The sequence below is a fragment of the Streptomyces sp. NPDC040432 genome (assembly GCF_055595445.1).
Genome location: NZ_JBVIVP010000003.1, coordinates 577,770 through 595,178, shown reverse-complemented (window position 1 = coordinate 595,178; position 17,409 = coordinate 577,770). Strand labels below are relative to the sequence as shown.

The following is a 17,409-nucleotide window of genomic DNA, read 5'->3' as shown; positions in this document are numbered from 1 at the left end:
ACCCCCGTGCAGCACCTCCGGACCCGTCCGCCCCACCCCGCCCGGAGCATCTCAACGGGCGCCCCACCCCATTTACCCGAGAAGATATGAATTGCGACCGGCACCCGTCGGTCCTTTGCGTCAGTGCTCTCGGGAGGACCTGCCGTGACCGTAAGTCTTGAGCAGTTGCGCCGCTGCCACGTCGCCGTCGACCTGGGAGCCGCCAGGACCCGCGTGTACGTGAAGGGCGCCGGCCTGGTCGTCGACGAGCCCAGCGTCGCCGCCGTCAACACCCGGACCGGCGCGCTCATCGCCGTCGGCACCTTCGCCGAACGGATGACGGGCCGTACGCCCGACTACATCCGGGTCGTCCGTCCGGTCTCCGGCGGCACCGTCGTCGACATCGAAATGGCCCAGCGGATGCTGCGTCACCTGCTCGGCGAGAAGCTGCGCCGCGCACTGCGCCGCAAGCCCCGGCTGCGCGCCGCCGCCTGCACCCCGCACGACGCGGACCCGCTGGCCCAGCGGGCCACCGTCGAGACCCTCGTCGGGCTCGGCGCCCGCCGCGTCGAACTCGTCGACACCCTGATCGCGGCGGCCGTCGGCTGCGGCCTGCCCGTGGAGCAGCCGACCGCGACGATGATCATGGTGTGCGGGGCGGCGGCCACCCAGGTGGCGGTCCTCTCCCTCGGCTCGATCGTCACCGCCCAGCGGATCCCCATCGGCGGCGAGGCCATCGACCACGCCGTGGTCCAGCACCTGCGCCACGCACACGAGCTGATGCTGCCGAGCCAGGCCGTCCGGCCGCTCCAGCTGGCCCTCCACGGCAACGGACTCACCCCCGAGGGCCCGACCTCCACCCTCATCCACGGCCGCGACGTGGCCACCGGACTCGCCCGGTCCGTCCAGGTGGACACCGCCGCGGTCCGCGACGCCATCCACACCCCGCTGACCGCCGTCATCGACGGCATCGGCAAGGTCCTCCGCGACTGCCCTCCGGACCTGGTCGCGGACCTGACGGACCGGGGGATCATGATGGTGGGCGGCAGCGCCCTGCTGCCGGGCCTGGACCAGATGCTGCGCGACGCCACCGGAATGCCCGTCGCCATCGCGGAACGGCCCGACGTGTGCGCCGTGCTCGGCCTCGGCGCGATGCTGGAAGGGAAGATCGCACCCATGGTTCTCAACCCGTTGGCCGGATGACGGGGGAAACGGCTCCCGCCACCGAACCGGCCGGCCTCCCGGTCCTGCTGGAAGCCGTCCTCAGCGTCGGCTCGGAGCTGGAACTGGACTCCACCCTCCAGCACATCGTGGAATCCGCCGCCGAACTGTGCGCGGCACGGTACGGGGCGCTCGGGGTCGTCGACCCCGAGCGCGTCCGGCTGACCAAGCTGTTCACCGCCGGCCTGACCGAGGACGAGCGGGCCGCGATCGGCCGGCTCCCCGACGGCCGCGCCGGCCTTCTCGGGGCGCTGATCACCGATCCCCGACCGCTCCTGCTGGACGACCTGACGCAGGACCCGCGCTCGGCGGGCTTCCCGCCCGGCCACCCGCCCATGCACGGCTTCCTCGGCGTACCGATCCGGGTCCACACCGAGGTCTTCGGGAACCTGTACCTCACGGAGAAGCGCGGCGGCGGCCCGTTCACCGACGCGGACGTCGCACTGCTGCGCGTCCTGGCCTCCCAGGCGGGCATAGCGATCGGCAACGCCCGGCTGTACGAGACCGCACGGCGGCGGGAACGCTGGATCGAGGGCGCCGCCGCGGTCACGACCACCCTACTGGCGGGGCGGCCCGCCGCTGACGCCCTGATGTGCGTGGCCGAGCGGGCCCGGCTGTTGGCGGACGCCGCGGCCGGGGTGGTGCTCCAGCCGACCCCGGAGGGCGGTATGGAGATCGTCGCCGCCTCCACGCACGGGGACCCCGGGGACCTGGTGGGCACGGCCATCGAGCCCGGTTCGGCGGTGCTGGAGCAACTGCTCGGCGGGGAACCCGTGTTCATCGACGACTCCGCCACCGACCCGCGAATGACCACCCACGTACGGGAACGCTTCGGCCCGAGCATGATGCTGCCGCTGCAGAGCGGCGGCCAACTGATCGGGACGCTGGCCCTGCCCAGGGCCCGGGGCGGGCCGCCGTACGACGCCGTGGACCGGCTGCTGGCCTCGCAGTTCGCCTCCCAGGCCGCGCTGGCGCTCGTCCTCGCGGACGCGCAGCACGACCGCGAACAGCTGGCCGTCTACGAGGACCGGGACCGGATCGCGCGGGACCTGCACGACCTGGTGGTCCAGCGGCTGTTCGCCACGGAGATGATGCTGGAGAGCACGCGGCGGCGCTCCTCGAACGCGCCGACCGGGGACACGGTCGGTGAGGAACTGAGCCGTGCCGTCGACGAGCTGGACTCCACCATCCAGGAGGTCCGCACGGCCATCTTCGCCCTCCAGCAGCCGCCGACCGACGCCCCCACGACGTTCCGGGGGCGGGTCCTGCGGGAGACCGGCGGGGCGGCGGTGCTGCTGGGGTTCCAGCCGTCGGTGCACTTCGCGGGAGCGGTGGACGCGTTGCTGTCGGAGCCGGTGGCGGGGGATCTGCTCGCCGCCCTGCGCGGTGCGCTGGCCGCGGCGCACCGTCGGGTCGGGGTCACCTCCATCGAGGTCGGCGTCGACGCGACCCCGACCCGGGTCCACCTGACCGTCTCCGACGACGGCCGCACGGACTCGGGCACGTGCGGCACGACCCTGAGGTGGCAGTCACCGCTCTAGCCCTGGCCGGGCGGTTGCTTGGGGGGCCGGGTCGGGGGTGGGTCGGGGGCTGCGGGTGGGTCGGGGCCGGTGCCGGGGTGGGGTGTCGTCCGGGACGGGCATGATTTATCGCGCCCTGGCAGGGGCTGCGATGGCCGGGCGGCGCCTTGCGCCAACAAATCACGTTTTAGTCCCGGCCGACACCCCACCCCGTCCCCGACCCCGACCAAATCCAGCCCCGCCGGCGATTGAGGCGGACCTTCAGCCCCGCCGGCGGTTGAGGCGGACCTTTCAGCCTCGCCGGCGTTTGAGGCGGGCCTTTCAGCCTCGCCGGCGTTTGAGGCGCGGGGTCCGGGGCGGAGCCCCGGGAACCTGCACCGTGACCCCGCTTCCTCCCGTTCTACGGGCCACCCGGCCCCGCTGCCCGTCCGGCACCGCCGCACACCCCAGCCCCGCCGGCGATTGAGGCGCGGGGCGGCGCCCCGGGAGCCTGCACCCGTAACCCCCCGGCGGCGCGGGGCCGGGATGGTGGGTGTGCACCGGGGACGGGCGTTCGGTGGGGGCGGGCCTAGGGTGTGGGGGTGACGACCCGCCTCTCGGCCCGCGCCGCCATCGCCGCCCTCGTGGATCCCGACAGCTTCGCCGAACTCCCCTCCCCGCCGGGGGAGTCACCGGCCGACGGCCCCCTCGGCTGGGCCGGCTACGACGCCTCCCGGGCCCGGGCCACGGCCCGTACCGGTGAGCAGGAGTCCGTCGTGACCGGCACCGCCCGCATCGGTGGCCGCGAAGTCGGCCTGATCTCGTTCGAGTTCGGATTCCTCGGCGGGTCCCTCGGGCGCCGCACCGGAGACCGGCTCGAAGCCGCGTACGGGCACGCTCGGGAGCGCGGCCTGCCGCTGGTGTCGCTGATCGCCACGGGCGGCTCCCGGATGCAGGAGGGGATGCTCGCGCTGACCCAGCTCCAGCGGGTCGCCGCGCAGTGCGTACGGACCCGGGCGGCCGGGCTGCCGCAGATCGCGGTGCTGCGCGATCCGACGACCGGCGGCGGGTGGGCCACCCTCGGGGCCGGCGCGGACGTGGTGCTCGCGCTCCCGGGGGCGCAGGTCGGCTTCGCCGGGTCCCGGGTGCGGCCCGCCGACGCCGATCCGGCGGCCTACACCGCCGAGGGCCAGTACGCCGCCGGGCACGTCGATGCCGTGGTGCCCCCGGCGGAGCTGCCCGCGGTGCTGGCGGACTGGTTGCGCGTGCTGACCGCGCCCCGGCCGGCGGGGGCCGTGGAGCCGCCGGCCGCCTTGGCCGACGTGCCGCCGCCGGCGACCGGCTGGGACGCCGTCCTGCTGGCCCGGCGTCCGGCCCGGCCCCGCGCCCAGGCGTACCTGGAGGCGTACTTCGACCTGTGGCTGCCGGTCTCCGGGGACCGCGCCGGCGGCGTCGATCCGGGGATGCTGTGCGGTTTCGGGGTGCGGGACGGGCGGGCCGTGGCGTACGCCGCCCAGTGCGGCACCGCCACCCGCCCGGCGGGCTACCGTACGGCCGCCCGCCTGGTGCGGCTCGCGGACCGGCTCGGGATCCCGGTGCTGACCCTGGTGGACACCCCCGGCGCGGCCAACGACGCCGCGGCGGAGCACGCGGGGGCCGGCGCGGCCATCGCCGATGCCTTCGCGGCGCTCGCGGCGGCGACGGTCCCGGTGACGACCCTGCTGATCGGGGAGGGCGGTTCGGGTGGCGCGCTGGCGCTGGCCGCGCCCGGGAACACCTGGGTGACCCCGGACAGCTACTTCTCCGTGATCGCCCCGGAGTTGGCGGCGGCCATCCTCAAGCGCCCCGCGGACCGGGCCCCGGAGACGGCGGAGCAGCTGCGCATCCGTCCCCAGGACCTGGTGGCGCTCGGTGTGGCCCGGGGTGTGGTCGGACCGTAGGGCAGGGCCTAGCGGTGGCGGCGCGCCGGCAGGCGCACGTCCAGCGTGTAGAGCCGGGTGATCTGCTGGGGGAACTCGTTGTCGTCACTGGCCAGCAGCAGTCGGGTGCGGCCTCGGCTGTCGTCGTCGAGGACGACCATGCCCTCGACGTTGTCGACCAGCGGGTGGTTCTGCGGCAGTTTCGACGGGGCGCCGAGCGTCGGGCAGTCGTTCAGGTCGCCGATGGGTGTCTTGCGGGCGACCCGCAGGCCGGGGCCGGCGGTGAGGGTGTCGATCCGGGTGGTGTCGCTCGCGCCGAGCGGGTCGGCGACGTACAGCCGCACGGTGATGGCGAACTGCTGGGTGAAGCCCCGTTCCAGCACGATCAGTCGCCCGTCGCGGGTCGGCGCGAGCTCGACCAGGCCGTGGCCGGCGTCGACGGGGTAGGCGTACTGGCGCCCGAGCACGAACCGTCCGTCCCGGCCGCGCTCCCAGGTCTGGACGCGTTGCAGGGTGCGGCCCCGCGCGTCCTCGCCGTCGCCGGCGAGCGGGCCCTCGACGCCGGCGACGAGGGTGCGGCCGCCCGGCAGCAGGGTGAGCGCTTCGAAGGTCTGGTTCACGGTGGCCCGCCCCTGTGGCGCGAGGCGGAACGCGGGCGGGACGGGCAGGGTGTCGAGGATCCCGCCGGTGCGGCTGTGGCGGCGGACGGCGGGGGCGTTCTCATCGGTGACGAGGTAGGTGCCGTCACGGTCGACGACCACTCCCTCGGAGTCCAGCGCCTTCCCGGCGCCGTCCGTCAGGGGCAGCCGGGCGGTGGCCGTGGCCGTCGGGGTGTCGCCGCGGGCGACCTTGAGGCGGTAGAGCGCCGACTTGTCGGAGATCGCGGCGACCGAACCGTCGCGGTCGAGAGAGAGGCCGGAGATGCCGCCGACCAGTCGCCCGCCGAGGAGGCTCTTGTCGAGCGAGTCGGAGAATCCCCTGACCGACAGGTGGGGTGAGCAGGCACGGTCCTCGGGGGCCGCGACGGCCTGCGGGGTGAGTGCTCCGGCGAGTGCGGCGGTGGTCACCGCGGTGGTGACGAGCGTGCGAAGGCGCATGAAGGCCTTCCTCCTGGTTCGACTGGTCCTGCTGGATCGTCCGCGTCGGCGCGGGCGAGTACTGCCGGACTGTCATATGTCGAACAGAAATAAATGGGAAGGGGCGGCAACTGCATCGCAACGAACCCGCCAACTCCCCTTCACCTACGGCTGGAACGGGCGAATCCGGCCGGCCCGATCCCGACGTACCGTCCGAAGTGACGCGTCAGGTGCGCCTGGTCGTGGAACCCTGCCGCCGTCGCCGCCTCCGCGGCCGGCGTCCCCGCCAACAGCAACTCCCGCGCCCGGGCCACCCGTCGTCCGATCAGGTAGGAGTGCGGCGGCAGCCCGTAGGCCCGCCGGAAGGCCCGCACGAGGTGGGTCGGATGTACGCCGCCCAGCGCGGCCGCGGCCTGCGCGAGCGTGATGCCCTCGACCACCCGGGCGTCCAGCAGCTCCCGCAGCCGTACGGCGACCCCCACGCCCGGCCCCTCGTACGGCGCGGGCCGCCGCCCGGCCAACCACCACCGCAGCCGCTCCCCCACGAAGGCCAACCGCGTCTCGGCCTCCAACGGATCGGGCGCGGCCAAGGCCCGGTGCAGCCCGTCCAGGCGCTCCCCGAGCGCCGCGTCGCGCAGCAGCGGGGCGTCCACGGCGGCCCCGGTCAACCGTTCCGGCAGGACTGAGGTGTCGAGGTACAGCACCCGTTTGCGGAAGCCCGTCCCGGTGACGGTCCGGCCGTCGTGGGCCACGCCGGGCGGCAGCAGGATCACCGGGTCACGGGCGTCGGCGCCGTGCCGCTCACGGTCGAGGGCGAAGTCCACCCGGCCGCGATCGAGGAGCATCAGGGTCCAGGTGTCGTGGACGTGCGCCGGGTAGGCGTGCGCGGTGAACCGGGCGTGGAAGACCTCGGCGATGCCGGCGACCGACGGCCGCCAGGCGGTGACGGTACTGCGCGGGGGTGCGGCGGCCATGTCAGGAACGTACAAGACCGGCCCCGCCCGCCGGGGCAGCCTGTCCACATGACGACACAGAAGGTCAACATCGCCGAGAAGCTCGCCGGTTTCACGGAGCGGTGGGCTCCGCGCCGGATCGCCCGCGTCAACGACTACGAGGTCAAGGCGGCCCGGCTGCACGGCGAGTTCGTGTGGCACAGCCACGAGGACACCGACGAGATGTTCCTCGTGGTGAGCGGCACCCTCACGATCCGACTTCGGGACGGCGAGGTCGTCCTGCACCCGGGCGAGCTGTACGTGGTCCCGCGCGGGGTCGAGCACCAGCCGGTGGCGGACGAGGAGGTGGCGATCCTGCTCTTCGAGCCCGCCGGCACCCGCAACACCGGGGACCGGGGCGGCGAACGCACCCGTGAGCCGGTGGACGCGTAGGTCGCCGGGGTCGGGTTTCAGGCCTGCGGCGAGCGGGCGTCGTAGCGGGCGAAGTCGCGCCAGCGGGCGGCGAGCAGGCCCACGACGAGGACGCATCCGAGCCCGCCGCCGGTGATGGCGACGGCCGGGGAGGTGAGCTCGGCGGCGGCCCCGGCGAGGAAGTCCCCGAGTCGGGGTCCGCCCGCGACGACGACGATGAAGACGCCCTGGAGCCGGCCGCGCATGCCGTCCGGGGTGGCGGCCTGGAGCATGGTGGAGCGGAACACCATGGAGACGGTGTCGGCACAGCCGGCGACGGCCAGGAAGAACAGGCCGGCCCACAGGTTCCGGGTCAGCCCGAAGACGGCCACGGCCAGCCCCCACGCCGCGACGGAGATCAGGATCGCCAGCCCGTGGCTGCGGATCCGGCCCTGCCAACCGGAGAACAGTCCGCCCAGCAGCGCGCCCACGGCGGGCGCGGCCACGAGCAGGCCGACCGTCCTGGCGTCACCGCCGTACCAGAGCACGGCGATGGCCGGGAACAGCGCGCGGGGCTGGGCCAGCACCATCGCGGCCAGGTCGGAGAAGAACGTCATCCGGATGTTGGGCCGGGTACCGAGGAACCGCAGCCCGTCCATGACCGAGGCCCGCCCCTGCTTGCCCTCGGGCAGCATCGACGGGAGCCGCCACATGGCGTAGAGGGCGGCGCCGAAGGTCACGGCGTCGATCACGTACGCCGCCTGGTAGCCCCACCAGCCGACGATCACACCGCCCAGGACGGGCCCGGCCATCATCCCGGTGGTCATGGTGACGGAGTTCAGCGCGTTGGCGGCGGGCAGTTGCTCCTTCGGCAGCAGCCTCGGGATCATGGCCGACCGGGCGGGCCCGTTGAGCGCCCCGCAGACGGCCTGGAGCGCGACGACCGCGTAGAGCAGCCAGACCCGGTGGTAGTCGAGCAGCGCGGCTCCGGCCAGGGCGAGGGACAGTCCGGTGAGGCCGAGGGAGCTGTAGAGGCCGAGTTTGCGCCGGTCCACGGTGTCGGCGATGGCGCCGCCGTACAGGCCGAAGGCGACGAGCGGGACCAGCGAGAAGAGTCCGACCAGGCCGACCGCGAAGCTGGATCCGGTGATCTCGTAGACCTGGAGCGAGATGGCGAGCGCGGTCATCGCCTGGCCCAGCCAGGAAATGGTGCTCCCGACCCACAGCCGACGGTAGTCGGAGGAGGCGCGCAGGGGCGTCAGGTCGGCGAATATGCGTCGGCGGGGCTGCGGAGGAGAGGCGGTACCGGTCACAGCGGATGATAACCACCCGCCTGCGGGCGGCTCCGGGGCCGCGGGCCGTTTGTTCACACATCCGCAACGCCTTCCCCACCCGGATCCGGCGTCCCAGGGCCGGCCGGGTCCTGCTGCTAACCCGCCACTATCACCGGACATTTGACCGAATCGCCGTACCCTCCTCGCCTCCCGCTCGGCTCATGATGAAAAGACTCGTATGTCCAGGGAGGCGTAGTGATCGAACCTGGCAACAGCACCACGAGCACCGGCGACACCGGCCCCACGGGCCACGGCCTGCGCACCGCGAGAGGCCGCACCTCCCCCCTCACCGTCGGGGTCGAGGAGGAGTTCCTCCTCGTCGACGCCCGCACCCTGCGGGTGGTCCCGGCCGCTCAGCACGTCCTCGCCACCGCCGCCGGACTCCCCCACGAGCTGCACGCCGAGGGGACCCGGTACCAGGTGGAGATCTCCACCCCGGTCGCCGATTCCGCGGTCACCCTGCGCGAGGAGCTCGCCGCCCTGCGGCGCACCCTCGCCCGGGCCGCCCGCGCGCACGGCTGCCGGCTGCTCGCGGCGCCCTCGCCGGTCGTGGCGCTGGCGGGGCCGCTGCACCTGACCGACGACGAGCCCCGCCAACGCGAGCAGCACCGCCGCTTCGGCGCCCTGACCGACACCCTGGTCAGTTGCGGACGCCACGTCCACATCGGCACCCTCGACGTGGACACGGCCGTGGCGGTGTCGAACCGGGTCAGACCCTGGCTGCCCACTCTGATCGCGCTGGCGGCCAACTCCCCCTTCTGGGGCGGCCGCGACACCGGCCACTCCAGTTGGCGGGCCATGGCCTGGTCGGGCTGGCCCTCCGCGGGGCTGCCCCCGCACTTCACGTCGACCGCCCATTTCCGGCGTTCGGTGCAGACCCTGCTCGGCTCCGGGGCGGCCCTGGACACCAAGATGGTCTATTGGGACCTCCGCCCGTCCGGGAACTGGCCCACGCTCGAAATCCGGGCGCCCGACATGTCGCCGGACATCGACACGGCCGTCCTCCAGGCCGAGCTGGCCCGCGCACTGGTGGCCACCGCCCTGCGCGACATCACGGAGCGGGTGCCGGAGCCGGCCCTGCGGGACGACGTCCTGCGCCTCGCGCGCTGGCGGGCCGCGCACGACGGGCTGGAGGGCTTCGGGCTGGACCCGTACACGGGGGTCGAACTCCCGGCCGCCGATCTCGCGGAGGCGTTGCTCGACCTGGTCGCCCCGGAGCTGGCCGCCGCCGGTGACCTCGACCACGCGGCCAAGACCTTGGGCGGACTCCTGCGCGACGGCTCGGGCGCCGCCCGCCAGCGCGCCGCCTTCGCCCGCCGCCAGGACCTCGACGACGTACTGCGCCACCTGGTGGAGGAGACCGAGAACTTCTAGTCCGCGTCACCGACCGCCCCGTCCCCCGGTGCGGCCCCGGCCGTCCCGGCGCCCGCGGCCGCACCGGGCCGGGCGCCGGAACACGACCCGGAACACGCGAAAGGCGGCCCCGAAGGACCGCCTTATCGTTTCTGCACACCTGCTCTGCGGTGGGGCGGGTGGGACTCGAACCCACGGCCGACGGATTATGAGTCCGCTGCTCTAACCGGCTGAGCTACCGCCCCTTTACGGCGTGGCGCGTACATGTGTGCGCGCCGTCTGCCGCAGCATAGCCGCTCATACGATCTCCTGCCTCGGATGCCTCGCATGATCGGCTTCGCTGTTCAGAGAGACCGCGTTGAGTGCTGCCCGGTTCCAGGGTCCGGGCAAAAAAAAGAGGACCCACCCGGGTCCCCTTCTTCTTTGCTCCCCCGACTGGACTCGAACCAGTAACCTGCCGATTAACAGTCGGCTGCTCTGCCAATTGAGCTACAGGGGACCGCGCTCCCCCGACTGGACTCGAACCAGTAACCTGCCGATTAACAGTCGGCTGCTCTGCCAATTGAGCTACAGGGGATTGCTGCGGGTGCATCGAACGGCCCACCTCCGGCCTTGCCGGGGGGCGAGCGCTCGTTGCGAGTCATAGATTAGCGCAAGCAGGGGGGTGCTCCGCCAATCGGTATCGCCAGCGGGCCGGGCACCACACGACGAAGGGTGGCAGGCATGCGGTACAAGGTCACGTTCGTGGTCGGACTGGCCCTCGGATACGTCCTCGGAACACGGGCGGGACGCGAGCGCTACGAGCAGCTGAAGAAGTCCGCGCGGCAGGTCGCGCAGAACCCCGTGGTGCGCAACGCCGCCGAAACGGCCGGTCAGAGCGGGCGCCAGGTCGCCGGCAAGGCCTTCGCCGTGGTGAGCCAGAAGGTCGGCGACGCCGTCCCGGACTCGCTGTCCGAGCGGGTACGGACCCTGCGGGACCGCGTCGGGAACGGCTCGGCCACCGAGGACGAGTGGGGTACGAGCAACACCTGAGGCCCGGGCGCGGGTGGGACGGAGTCCGCGCGGAAGCCCGGCACGGGCGTGCGGCAGAATTCTCCGCATGGGGATAGTCGCCGGACTGGACAGCAGTTCCACCTTCACTCGCATCGTCGTCTGTGACGCGGACACGGGCGCCGTGCTGCGCCAGGGCTACGCGCCCCATCCGCAGTCCGCCGGTGAGACGGTCCCCCACGAAACCGATCCGCAGGCCTGGCTGCTGTCCCTCGGCGAGGCCGCGGGCGGCGGGCTGCTGGAGGGCGTCGAGGCGATCGGTGTCTCGGCGCAGCAGCAGGGCGTCCTGCCGCTGGACTCGCAGGGCGGACTCGTACGTCCCGCGCTCGTCGGCAACGACAAGCGGGGGCAGGTCGCCGCGGCGGATCTGGTCGAGGCGCTCGGCGGGCGTCAGGCGTGGGTGCAGGCCGTGGGTTCGGTGCCGCACGCGGCCCAGCCGCTGGCGAAGTTGGCCTGGCTGGCACGGACGGAGCCGGAGGCGGCCCGCCGGGTGGCGGTCCTGATGTCCCCGCACGACTGGCTCGTCTGGCAGTTGCTCGGCCGGCCCGCCCGCCGCACCACCGACCGGGCCGGCGCTTCCGGGACCGGTTACTGGTCGGCGGCGACCGGCTCGTACCGTCCGGACCTGGTCGAGCTGGCGCTGGGCCGGCAGGCGCTGCTGCCCGAGGTGCTCGGCCCGGCCGAGGCCGCCGGGATGACGCCCGAGGGGCTGCTGATCTCCGCCGGGACCGGCGAGACGATGGCCGCCGCCCTCGGGCTGGGTCTGGGGCCGGGTGACGCGGTGGTCTCCCTGGGCGCCTCGGGCTCGGTGATGGCCGTCCACCACGAGGCCCTCGCGGAGCCGGGCGGTCTGATCACCTCTCTCGCCGACGCGGGCGGCATGCACCTGCCCGTGGTGAACACCTCCAACGCGGTACGGGCCCTGCGGGGCACCGCCGACATGCTCGGCACCGACCTGGAAGGACTCAGCGCGCTCGCGCTGAAGTCGACTCCCGGTGCACACGGGCTCGTGCTCCTGCCGTACCTGGAGGGCGAGCGGACGCCGAACCTGCCGCACACCGCGGGCACCCTGAGCGGGCTGCGCCGGGACTCGATGAAGCCCGAACACCTGGCGCGGGCGGCCTTCGAGGGCATGCTGTGCGGGCTGGTGGACGCCCTCGACGTGCTGCGGCACCGGGGCGTCGGGATCCGGCGGGTGTTCCTGCTGGGCGCGGCGGCCGACCTGCCCGCCGTGCAGGTCGCGGCGCCCGGTCTGTTCGGGACGCAGGTGGTGGTCCCCGCTCCGGCCGACTACGCGGCGCTGGGCGCGGCCCGGCAGGCGGCGTGGGCGCTCGGCGTGCACCGGGGCACGCTGGCCCCGCACACCCCGCCGATCTGGCCGGCCGCCGCGGCGCAGGTGTTCGAGCCCGGTGAGGACTACCCGACCTGGCAGGCGGTGCGCCAGCAGTACATCGCCACCCGGGAGCAGTTGCACCCGGGCGCGTTCCAGTTCTAGGTCCGGGGACGCGGGCGCCCTCCTCCTTTTGACCGGGCTTTACGAAATCCGGTGGGGATCGGGGTGCCGGTTGGCACAAGATGGAGGGAACCCCCTCGATCTTGCCGACCGGAGCCTGCGCGTGCTCATACGACTTCTGCGGACCCATCTGGGTCCGTACCGGAAACCGATCGCCGCCCTGGTGCTGCTGCAGCTGCTGCAGACCAGTGCGAGCCTCTACCTGCCGACGCTCAACGCCGACATCATCGACAACGGTGTCGTCAACGGTGACACCGGCTACATCCTGCGCTTCGGCGCCCTGATGCTCGGCGTCTCGCTCGTCCAGCTGGTCTGCAACGTCGGGGCCGTCTACTACGGCGCCCGCACCGCGGCCGCGCTGGGGCGCGACATCCGGGCCGCCGTCTTCGACCGGGTGCAGAGCTTCTCCGCCCGGGAGCTGGGTCACTTCGGCGCCCCGTCGCTGATCACCCGTACGACGAACGACGTCCAGCAGGTCCAGATGCTGGCCCTGATGACGTTCACGCTGATGGTCTCGGCGCCGATCATGTGCGTCGGCGGCATCGCGATGGCCCTGTCGTTGGACGTGAAGCTGTCCGGCGTGCTGCTCGCCGTGGTGCCGGTCCTCGGGCTGTCGGTCGGTGCGATCGTCTTCCGGACCCGGCCGCTGTTCCGGCAGATGCAGGACCGGCTCGACACCGTGAACCGGGTCCTGCGCGAGCAGATCACCGGCAACCGGGTGATCCGCGCCTTCGTGCGCGACCCGTACGAGAAGGAGCGCTTCCGCGAGGCGAACGCCGACCTGACCGGGGTGTCGCTGGCCGCGGGCAAGCTGCTCGCGCTGATGTTCCCGGTCGTGATCCTCGTCGTGAACGTGTCCAGCGTCGCCGTGATCTGGTTCGGCGCGATGCGCGTCGACAGCGGCGGCATGGAGATCGGCCAGCTGACGGCCTTCCTCGCCTACCTGATGCAGATCGTCATGTCCGTGATGATGGCCACCTTCATGTTCATGATGGTGCCGCGCGCGGAGATCTGCGCCGAGCGCATCCAGGAGGTCCTGGACACCAGGTCGAGCGTGGTGCCGCCCACCGATCCGGTGCGCGAACTGGCACTGCGCGGGCGGCTGGAACTGCGCGGCGCCGACTTCCGCTATCCGGGAGCCGAGGCGTCGGTGCTGCGCGGGGTGGACCTGGTGGCCCGTCCCGGCGAGACGACCGCGGTGATCGGCTCGACGGGCAGCGGGAAGTCGACGCTGCTGGGCCTGGTCCCGCGGCTGTTCGACGCGACCGGCGGCGAGGTCCTCGTCGACGGGGAGGACGTGCGCCGCATCGATCCGGCGCTGCTGGCCCGGACGGTCGGCATGGTTCCGCAGAAGCCGTACCTGTTCTCCGGGACGATCGCCTCCAACCTGCGCTACGGGCGCCCCGGGGCGAGCGACGAGGAGCTGTGGCAGGCCCTGGAGGTCGCCCAGGCCAAGGAGTTCGTCTCCGAGCTGGAGGGCGGGCTCGACGCGCCCGTCTCGCAGGGCGGTACGAACGTCTCCGGCGGGCAGCGACAGCGCCTGGCCATCGCCCGGACGCTGGTGCAGCGGCCGGAGATCTACCTCTTCGACGACTCGTTCTCGGCGTTGGACTACGCGACGGACGCCGCGCTGCGCGCGGCGCTGTCCCGGGAGACCGAGAACGCGACGGTGGTCATCGTCGCGCAGCGGGTCTCCACGATCCGCGACGCCGACCGGATCATCGTCCTGGACGAGGGCGCGGTCGTGGGTGAGGGACGGCACCACGAGCTGATGGCCGACAACGAGACCTACCGGGAGATCGTGCTCTCCCAGCTGACGGAGGCGGAGGCCGCATGAGCGGGCCCGGAGGACGGATGATGATGGGCCCGGCCGAGCGGTCCATGGACTTCAAGGGGTCGGGCAAGCGGCTGCTGGGGCAGCTGGCGCAGGACCGGGCGAAGCTGTGGGGCATGGTCGCGGCGGTGGTCGGCAGCGTGGGCTGCGCGGTCGTCGGCCCGAAGATCCTCGGCAACGCGACGGACCTGGTCTTCGCGGGGATCGTCGGTCGGGAGTTCCCGGCCGGGGTCACCAAGGAGCAGGCGTTGGAGCGGATGCGCGCCAACGGTGACGGCGGGATGGCCGACATGCTGTCGGGCACCGCTTTCACGCCGGGCAAGGGCATCGACTTCGGCGCGGTCGGGGTGGTGTCGCTGTGGGCGTTGCTGGTGTTCACGCTGGCCGGTCTGCTGATGCTCGTCGCGACGCGGTTGTCGAACCACGTGATGAACGGCGCCGTCTACCGGATGCGCGAGGAGCTCCAGGCGAAGCTGTCGCGGCTGCCGTTGTCGTACTTCGACCGGCAGAAGCGCGGCGAGGTGCTGAGCCGGGCGACGAACGACATAGACAACATCGGGCAGACGCTCCAGCAGACGATGGGGCAGCTGCTGAACTCGCTGCTGACGATCGTCGGCGTGCTGGTGATGATGTTCTGGATCTCGCCGTTGCTGGCGCTGGTCGCGCTGGTGACCGTGCCGCTGTCGGTGGTCGTCGCGGCGCGGATCGGCAAGAAGTCGCAGCCGCAGTTCGTGGCGCAGTGGAAGAGCACGGGCGCGCTGAACGCCCACATCGAGGAGATGTACTCCGGCCACACGCTGGTGAAGGTGTTCGGGCGGCAGGAGGAGTCGGCGGCCGTCTTCGCCGAGCAGAACGAGGCGCTGTACCGGGCTTCGTTCAAGGCACAGCTGGTCAGCGGCATCATGCAGCCGGTGATGTTCTTCCTGTCGAACATCAACTACGTGCTGATCGCGGTCGTCGGTGGTCTTCGGGTGGCCTCGGGCACCCTGTCGATCGGTGACGTGCAGGCCTTCATCCAGTACTCGCGCCAGTTCTCGATGCCGCTGACGCAGGTGGCGTCGATGGCGAACCTGGTGCAGTCGGGCGTCGCCTCGGCGGAGCGGGTGTACGAGCTGCTGGACGCGGAGGAGGAAGAGCCGGACGTGGAGGTTCCGGAGCGTCCGGAGGTCCTGCGCGGCCAGGTCACCCTCGACAAGGTGGCCTTCCGGTACGAGCCGGGGAAGCCGCTCATCGAGAACCTCTCGCTGACGGTGGAGCCGGGTCACACGGTCGCGATCGTCGGCCCCACGGGCGCCGGCAAGACCACCCTGGTGAACCTGCTGATGCGTTTCTACGAGGTCACCGGCGGCGAGATAGCCCTGGACGGCGTGGACATCGCGAAGATGACCCGCGAGGAGCTGCGCGGCGGCATCGGCATGGTCCTCCAGGACACCTGGCTGTTCGGCGGGACCATCGCGGAGAACATCGCCTACGGAGCCTCCCGCGAGGTCACGCGGGAGGAGGTCCAGGAGGCGGCGCGCGCGGCCCACGCGGACCGGTTCATCCGTACGCTGCCGGACGGCTACGACACGGTGCTGGACGACGAGGGCGCCGGGGTCAGCGCGGGCGAGAAGCAGTTGATCACGATCGCCCGGGCGTTCCTGTCGGACCCGGTGATCCTGGTCCTCGACGAGGCGACGAGCTCGGTGGACACCCGTACCGAGGTGCTGATCCAGAAGGCGATGGCGCGCCTGGCGCACGGCCGCACGTCCTTCGTGATCGCGCACCGGCTGTCCACGATCCGGGACGCCGATGTGATCCTCGTCATGGAGAGCGGTTCGATCGTCGAGCAGGGCACGCACGAGGAGCTGCTGGCCGCGGGCGGCGCGTACGCGCGCCTGTACGCGGCGCAGTTCGCGCAGGCGGTGGCCGAGGTCGACTGACCCGCGGGGTCGAGCGGGGTGGGGGCGTCCTTCGGGGCGCCCCCTGCCCGTTCCGGTCGAGTGGCCGCGGGGCGGTTCGGCTCAGTCGAGGTAGCCGCGGAGCTGATCGGCGAACGCGTGGTCGCGCAGCTTGCCGAGGGTCTTGGACTCGATCTGGCGGATCCGTTCGCGCGTCACCCCGAAGATCCGGCCGATCTCCTCCAGGGTGCGGGGCCGGCCGTCGGCGAGTCCGTAGCGGAGTTGGACGACCTTGCGTTCGCGTTCCCCGAGGGTCGACAGGACGGCTTCGAGGTGCTCGCGGAGCAGGAAGAACGCGGCGGATTCCACGGGCGACGCGGCGTCGCCGTCCTCGATCAGGTCGCCGAGGGCGACGTCGTCCTCCTCGCCGACGGGGGCGTGCAGGGAGACCGGTTCCTGGGCGAGCCGGAGCACCTCCATGACCCGCTCGGGGGTCAGTTCGAGGTGGACGGCGACCTCTTCGGCGGTGGGCTCGTAGCCGCGCTCCTGGAGCATGCGGCGCTGGACCCGGATGACGCGGTTGATGAGTTCGACGACGTGGACGGGGACGCGGATGGTCCGGGCCTGGTCGGCGAGGGCCCGGGACATCGCCTGGCGGATCCACCAGGTGGCGTACGTGGAGAACTTGTAGCCGCGGGCGTAGTCGAACTTCTCGACGGCGCGGATCAGTCCGAGGTTGCCCTCCTGGACCAGGTCGAGCATGGTGAGGCCGCGACCGACGTAGCGTTTCGCGACGGAGACGACGAGCCTCAGGTTGGATTCGATGAGGCGGCGCTTGGCCATCCGACCCATGACGACGAGTTTGTCGAGGTCGTGGGCCAGCCGGGAGTCGAGGTCCGGGGTGTTGCCCAGTTTCTCCTCCGCGAAGAGACCCGCTTCCACCCGCCGCGCGAGGTCCACCTCTTCGGCGGCGGTGAGCAGCGGGATCCTGCCTATCTCGCGCAGGTACTGCCGGAAGAGGTCCGCGGACGGGCCCGCTCCGGCCGCGTTGTCCCTGCTGCGCGTACGTGGCGCGGGCTCCCGGTCGACCGGTTCCAGGGCCTCGGGTTCGTCGTCCACGGCTTCGGCCTCGGGGTCGGGCTCTTCGGCGACGACGGCGACGGCTTCGGTGTCGTCGGCCGGTTCCGCTTCGGCGGCGGGGGCGGCGGGGTGGCTCACGTTCGCGGTCAGGGTCCGGGACTGCACGGGGGCGACCTCCAGGGCTCCGAGGACGGTGGCACCGCACCTCAGTGTGGGGTACGGCACATCACCGCCACGAGGGGCGTGCGAGCATTTTCTGAGTCCGGTGCGTGACCGGATGGTTACCCCCCGGTGGGAACCCCGATGCGGATCGGACGCATGTCCGAGA

General features: G+C 72.5%; 13 protein-coding genes and 3 tRNA genes. 9 read left to right on the top strand and 7 right to left on the bottom strand.

Features of this window, described 5'->3' with window-relative positions:
* Nucleotides 1-144: 144 nt before the first annotated feature.
* The 3 genes from ACZ58N_RS09775 (at nt 145) to ACZ58N_RS09765 (ending at nt 4,639) form a co-directional block, all read left to right on the top strand.
* A complete protein-coding gene (locus tag ACZ58N_RS09775) occupies nt 145-1,182 on the top strand; it encodes a rod shape-determining protein (RefSeq protein ID WP_385572292.1) in 1,038 nt (345 codons plus the stop codon).
* On the top strand, nt 1,179-2,741 hold the full coding sequence (locus ACZ58N_RS09770) for a GAF domain-containing protein (RefSeq protein WP_471157406.1): 1,563 nt from the start codon (nt 1,179-1,181) through the stop codon (nt 2,739-2,741). Before ACZ58N_RS09775 ends, ACZ58N_RS09770 begins: the two co-directional genes overlap by 4 nt.
* Nucleotides 2,742-3,301: 560 nt before the next feature.
* Nucleotides 3,302-4,639, top strand: coding sequence for a carboxyl transferase domain-containing protein (locus ACZ58N_RS09765; RefSeq protein WP_471157405.1), 1,338 nt, complete (start codon nt 3,302-3,304; stop codon nt 4,637-4,639).
* Between the two features lie 8 nt (nt 4,640-4,647).
* Here the strand turns inward: ACZ58N_RS09765 and ACZ58N_RS09760 are convergent, their stop codons facing one another.
* Complete coding sequence (locus ACZ58N_RS09760) at nt 4,648-5,715, bottom strand: esterase-like activity of phytase family protein (protein ID WP_471157403.1); 1,068 nt, start codon at nt 5,713-5,715, stop codon at nt 4,648-4,650.
* A 140-nt stretch (nt 5,716-5,855) separates the two neighbouring features.
* Entirely contained in the window at nt 5,856-6,668 is an 813-nt protein-coding gene (locus ACZ58N_RS09755) for an AraC family transcriptional regulator (protein ID WP_471157402.1), read from the bottom strand.
* 48 nt (nt 6,669-6,716) lie between these two features.
* On the opposite strand from ACZ58N_RS09755, the gene ACZ58N_RS09750 reads away from it, so the two are divergent.
* Nucleotides 6,717-7,079 carry a cupin domain-containing protein gene (locus ACZ58N_RS09750; RefSeq protein ID WP_471157400.1) on the top strand — a complete coding sequence of 121 codons (363 nt, stop codon included), beginning with the start codon at nt 6,717-6,719 and terminating at the stop codon, nt 7,077-7,079.
* 17 nt (nt 7,080-7,096) lie between these two features.
* Here ACZ58N_RS09750 and ACZ58N_RS09745 read toward each other — a convergent pair whose 3' ends face one another.
* Entirely contained in the window at nt 7,097-8,350 is a 1,254-nt protein-coding gene (locus tag ACZ58N_RS09745; protein WP_471157398.1) for an MFS transporter, read from the bottom strand.
* A gap of 216 nt (nt 8,351-8,566) precedes the next feature.
* On the opposite strand from ACZ58N_RS09745, the gene ACZ58N_RS09740 reads away from it, so the two are divergent.
* The gene (locus ACZ58N_RS09740) at nt 8,567-9,745 is read left to right on the top strand and encodes a carboxylate-amine ligase (RefSeq protein WP_471157396.1); all 1,179 of its coding nucleotides are present in this window, start codon (nt 8,567-8,569) and stop codon (nt 9,743-9,745) included.
* 150 nt (nt 9,746-9,895) lie between these two features.
* Here ACZ58N_RS09740 and ACZ58N_RS09735 read toward each other — a convergent pair.
* The 3 genes from ACZ58N_RS09735 to ACZ58N_RS09725 all read right to left on the bottom strand — a co-directional run bounded on the left by ACZ58N_RS09735 (nt 9,896) and on the right by ACZ58N_RS09725 (nt 10,301).
* Nucleotides 9,896-9,969, bottom strand: a tRNA-Ile gene (locus tag ACZ58N_RS09735).
* Nucleotides 9,970-10,150: 181 nt separating this feature from the next.
* Nucleotides 10,151-10,223, bottom strand: a tRNA-Asn gene (locus tag ACZ58N_RS09730).
* A 5-nt stretch (nt 10,224-10,228) separates the two neighbouring features.
* Nucleotides 10,229-10,301: transfer RNA gene (locus ACZ58N_RS09725), tRNA-Asn, on the bottom strand.
* Nucleotides 10,302-10,447: 146 nt separating this feature from the next.
* On the opposite strand from ACZ58N_RS09725, the gene ACZ58N_RS09720 reads away from it, so the two are divergent.
* The 4 genes from ACZ58N_RS09720 (at nt 10,448) to ACZ58N_RS09705 (ending at nt 16,043) form a co-directional block, all read left to right on the top strand.
* Complete coding sequence (locus ACZ58N_RS09720; RefSeq protein ID WP_471157395.1) at nt 10,448-10,756, top strand: YtxH domain-containing protein; 309 nt, start codon at nt 10,448-10,450, stop codon at nt 10,754-10,756.
* Nucleotides 10,757-10,823: 67 nt separating this feature from the next.
* On the top strand, nt 10,824-12,269 hold the full coding sequence (locus tag ACZ58N_RS09715) for an FGGY family carbohydrate kinase (RefSeq protein WP_471157394.1): 1,446 nt from the start codon (nt 10,824-10,826) through the stop codon (nt 12,267-12,269).
* A gap of 121 nt (nt 12,270-12,390) precedes the next feature.
* Entirely contained in the window at nt 12,391-14,124 is a 1,734-nt protein-coding gene (locus tag ACZ58N_RS09710; protein ID WP_471157393.1) for an ABC transporter ATP-binding protein, read from the top strand.
* The gene (locus ACZ58N_RS09705) at nt 14,121-16,043 is read left to right on the top strand and encodes an ABC transporter ATP-binding protein (RefSeq protein WP_471157392.1); all 1,923 of its coding nucleotides are present in this window, start codon (nt 14,121-14,123) and stop codon (nt 16,041-16,043) included. Before ACZ58N_RS09710 ends, ACZ58N_RS09705 begins: the two co-directional genes overlap by 4 nt.
* Nucleotides 16,044-16,124: 81 nt before the next feature.
* On the opposite strand, the gene ACZ58N_RS09700 is transcribed toward ACZ58N_RS09705, so the two are convergent.
* A complete protein-coding gene (locus ACZ58N_RS09700; RefSeq protein WP_471157390.1) occupies nt 16,125-17,306 on the bottom strand; it encodes an RNA polymerase sigma factor in 1,182 nt (393 codons plus the stop codon).
* Between the last annotated feature and the right edge of the window lie 103 nt (nt 17,307-17,409).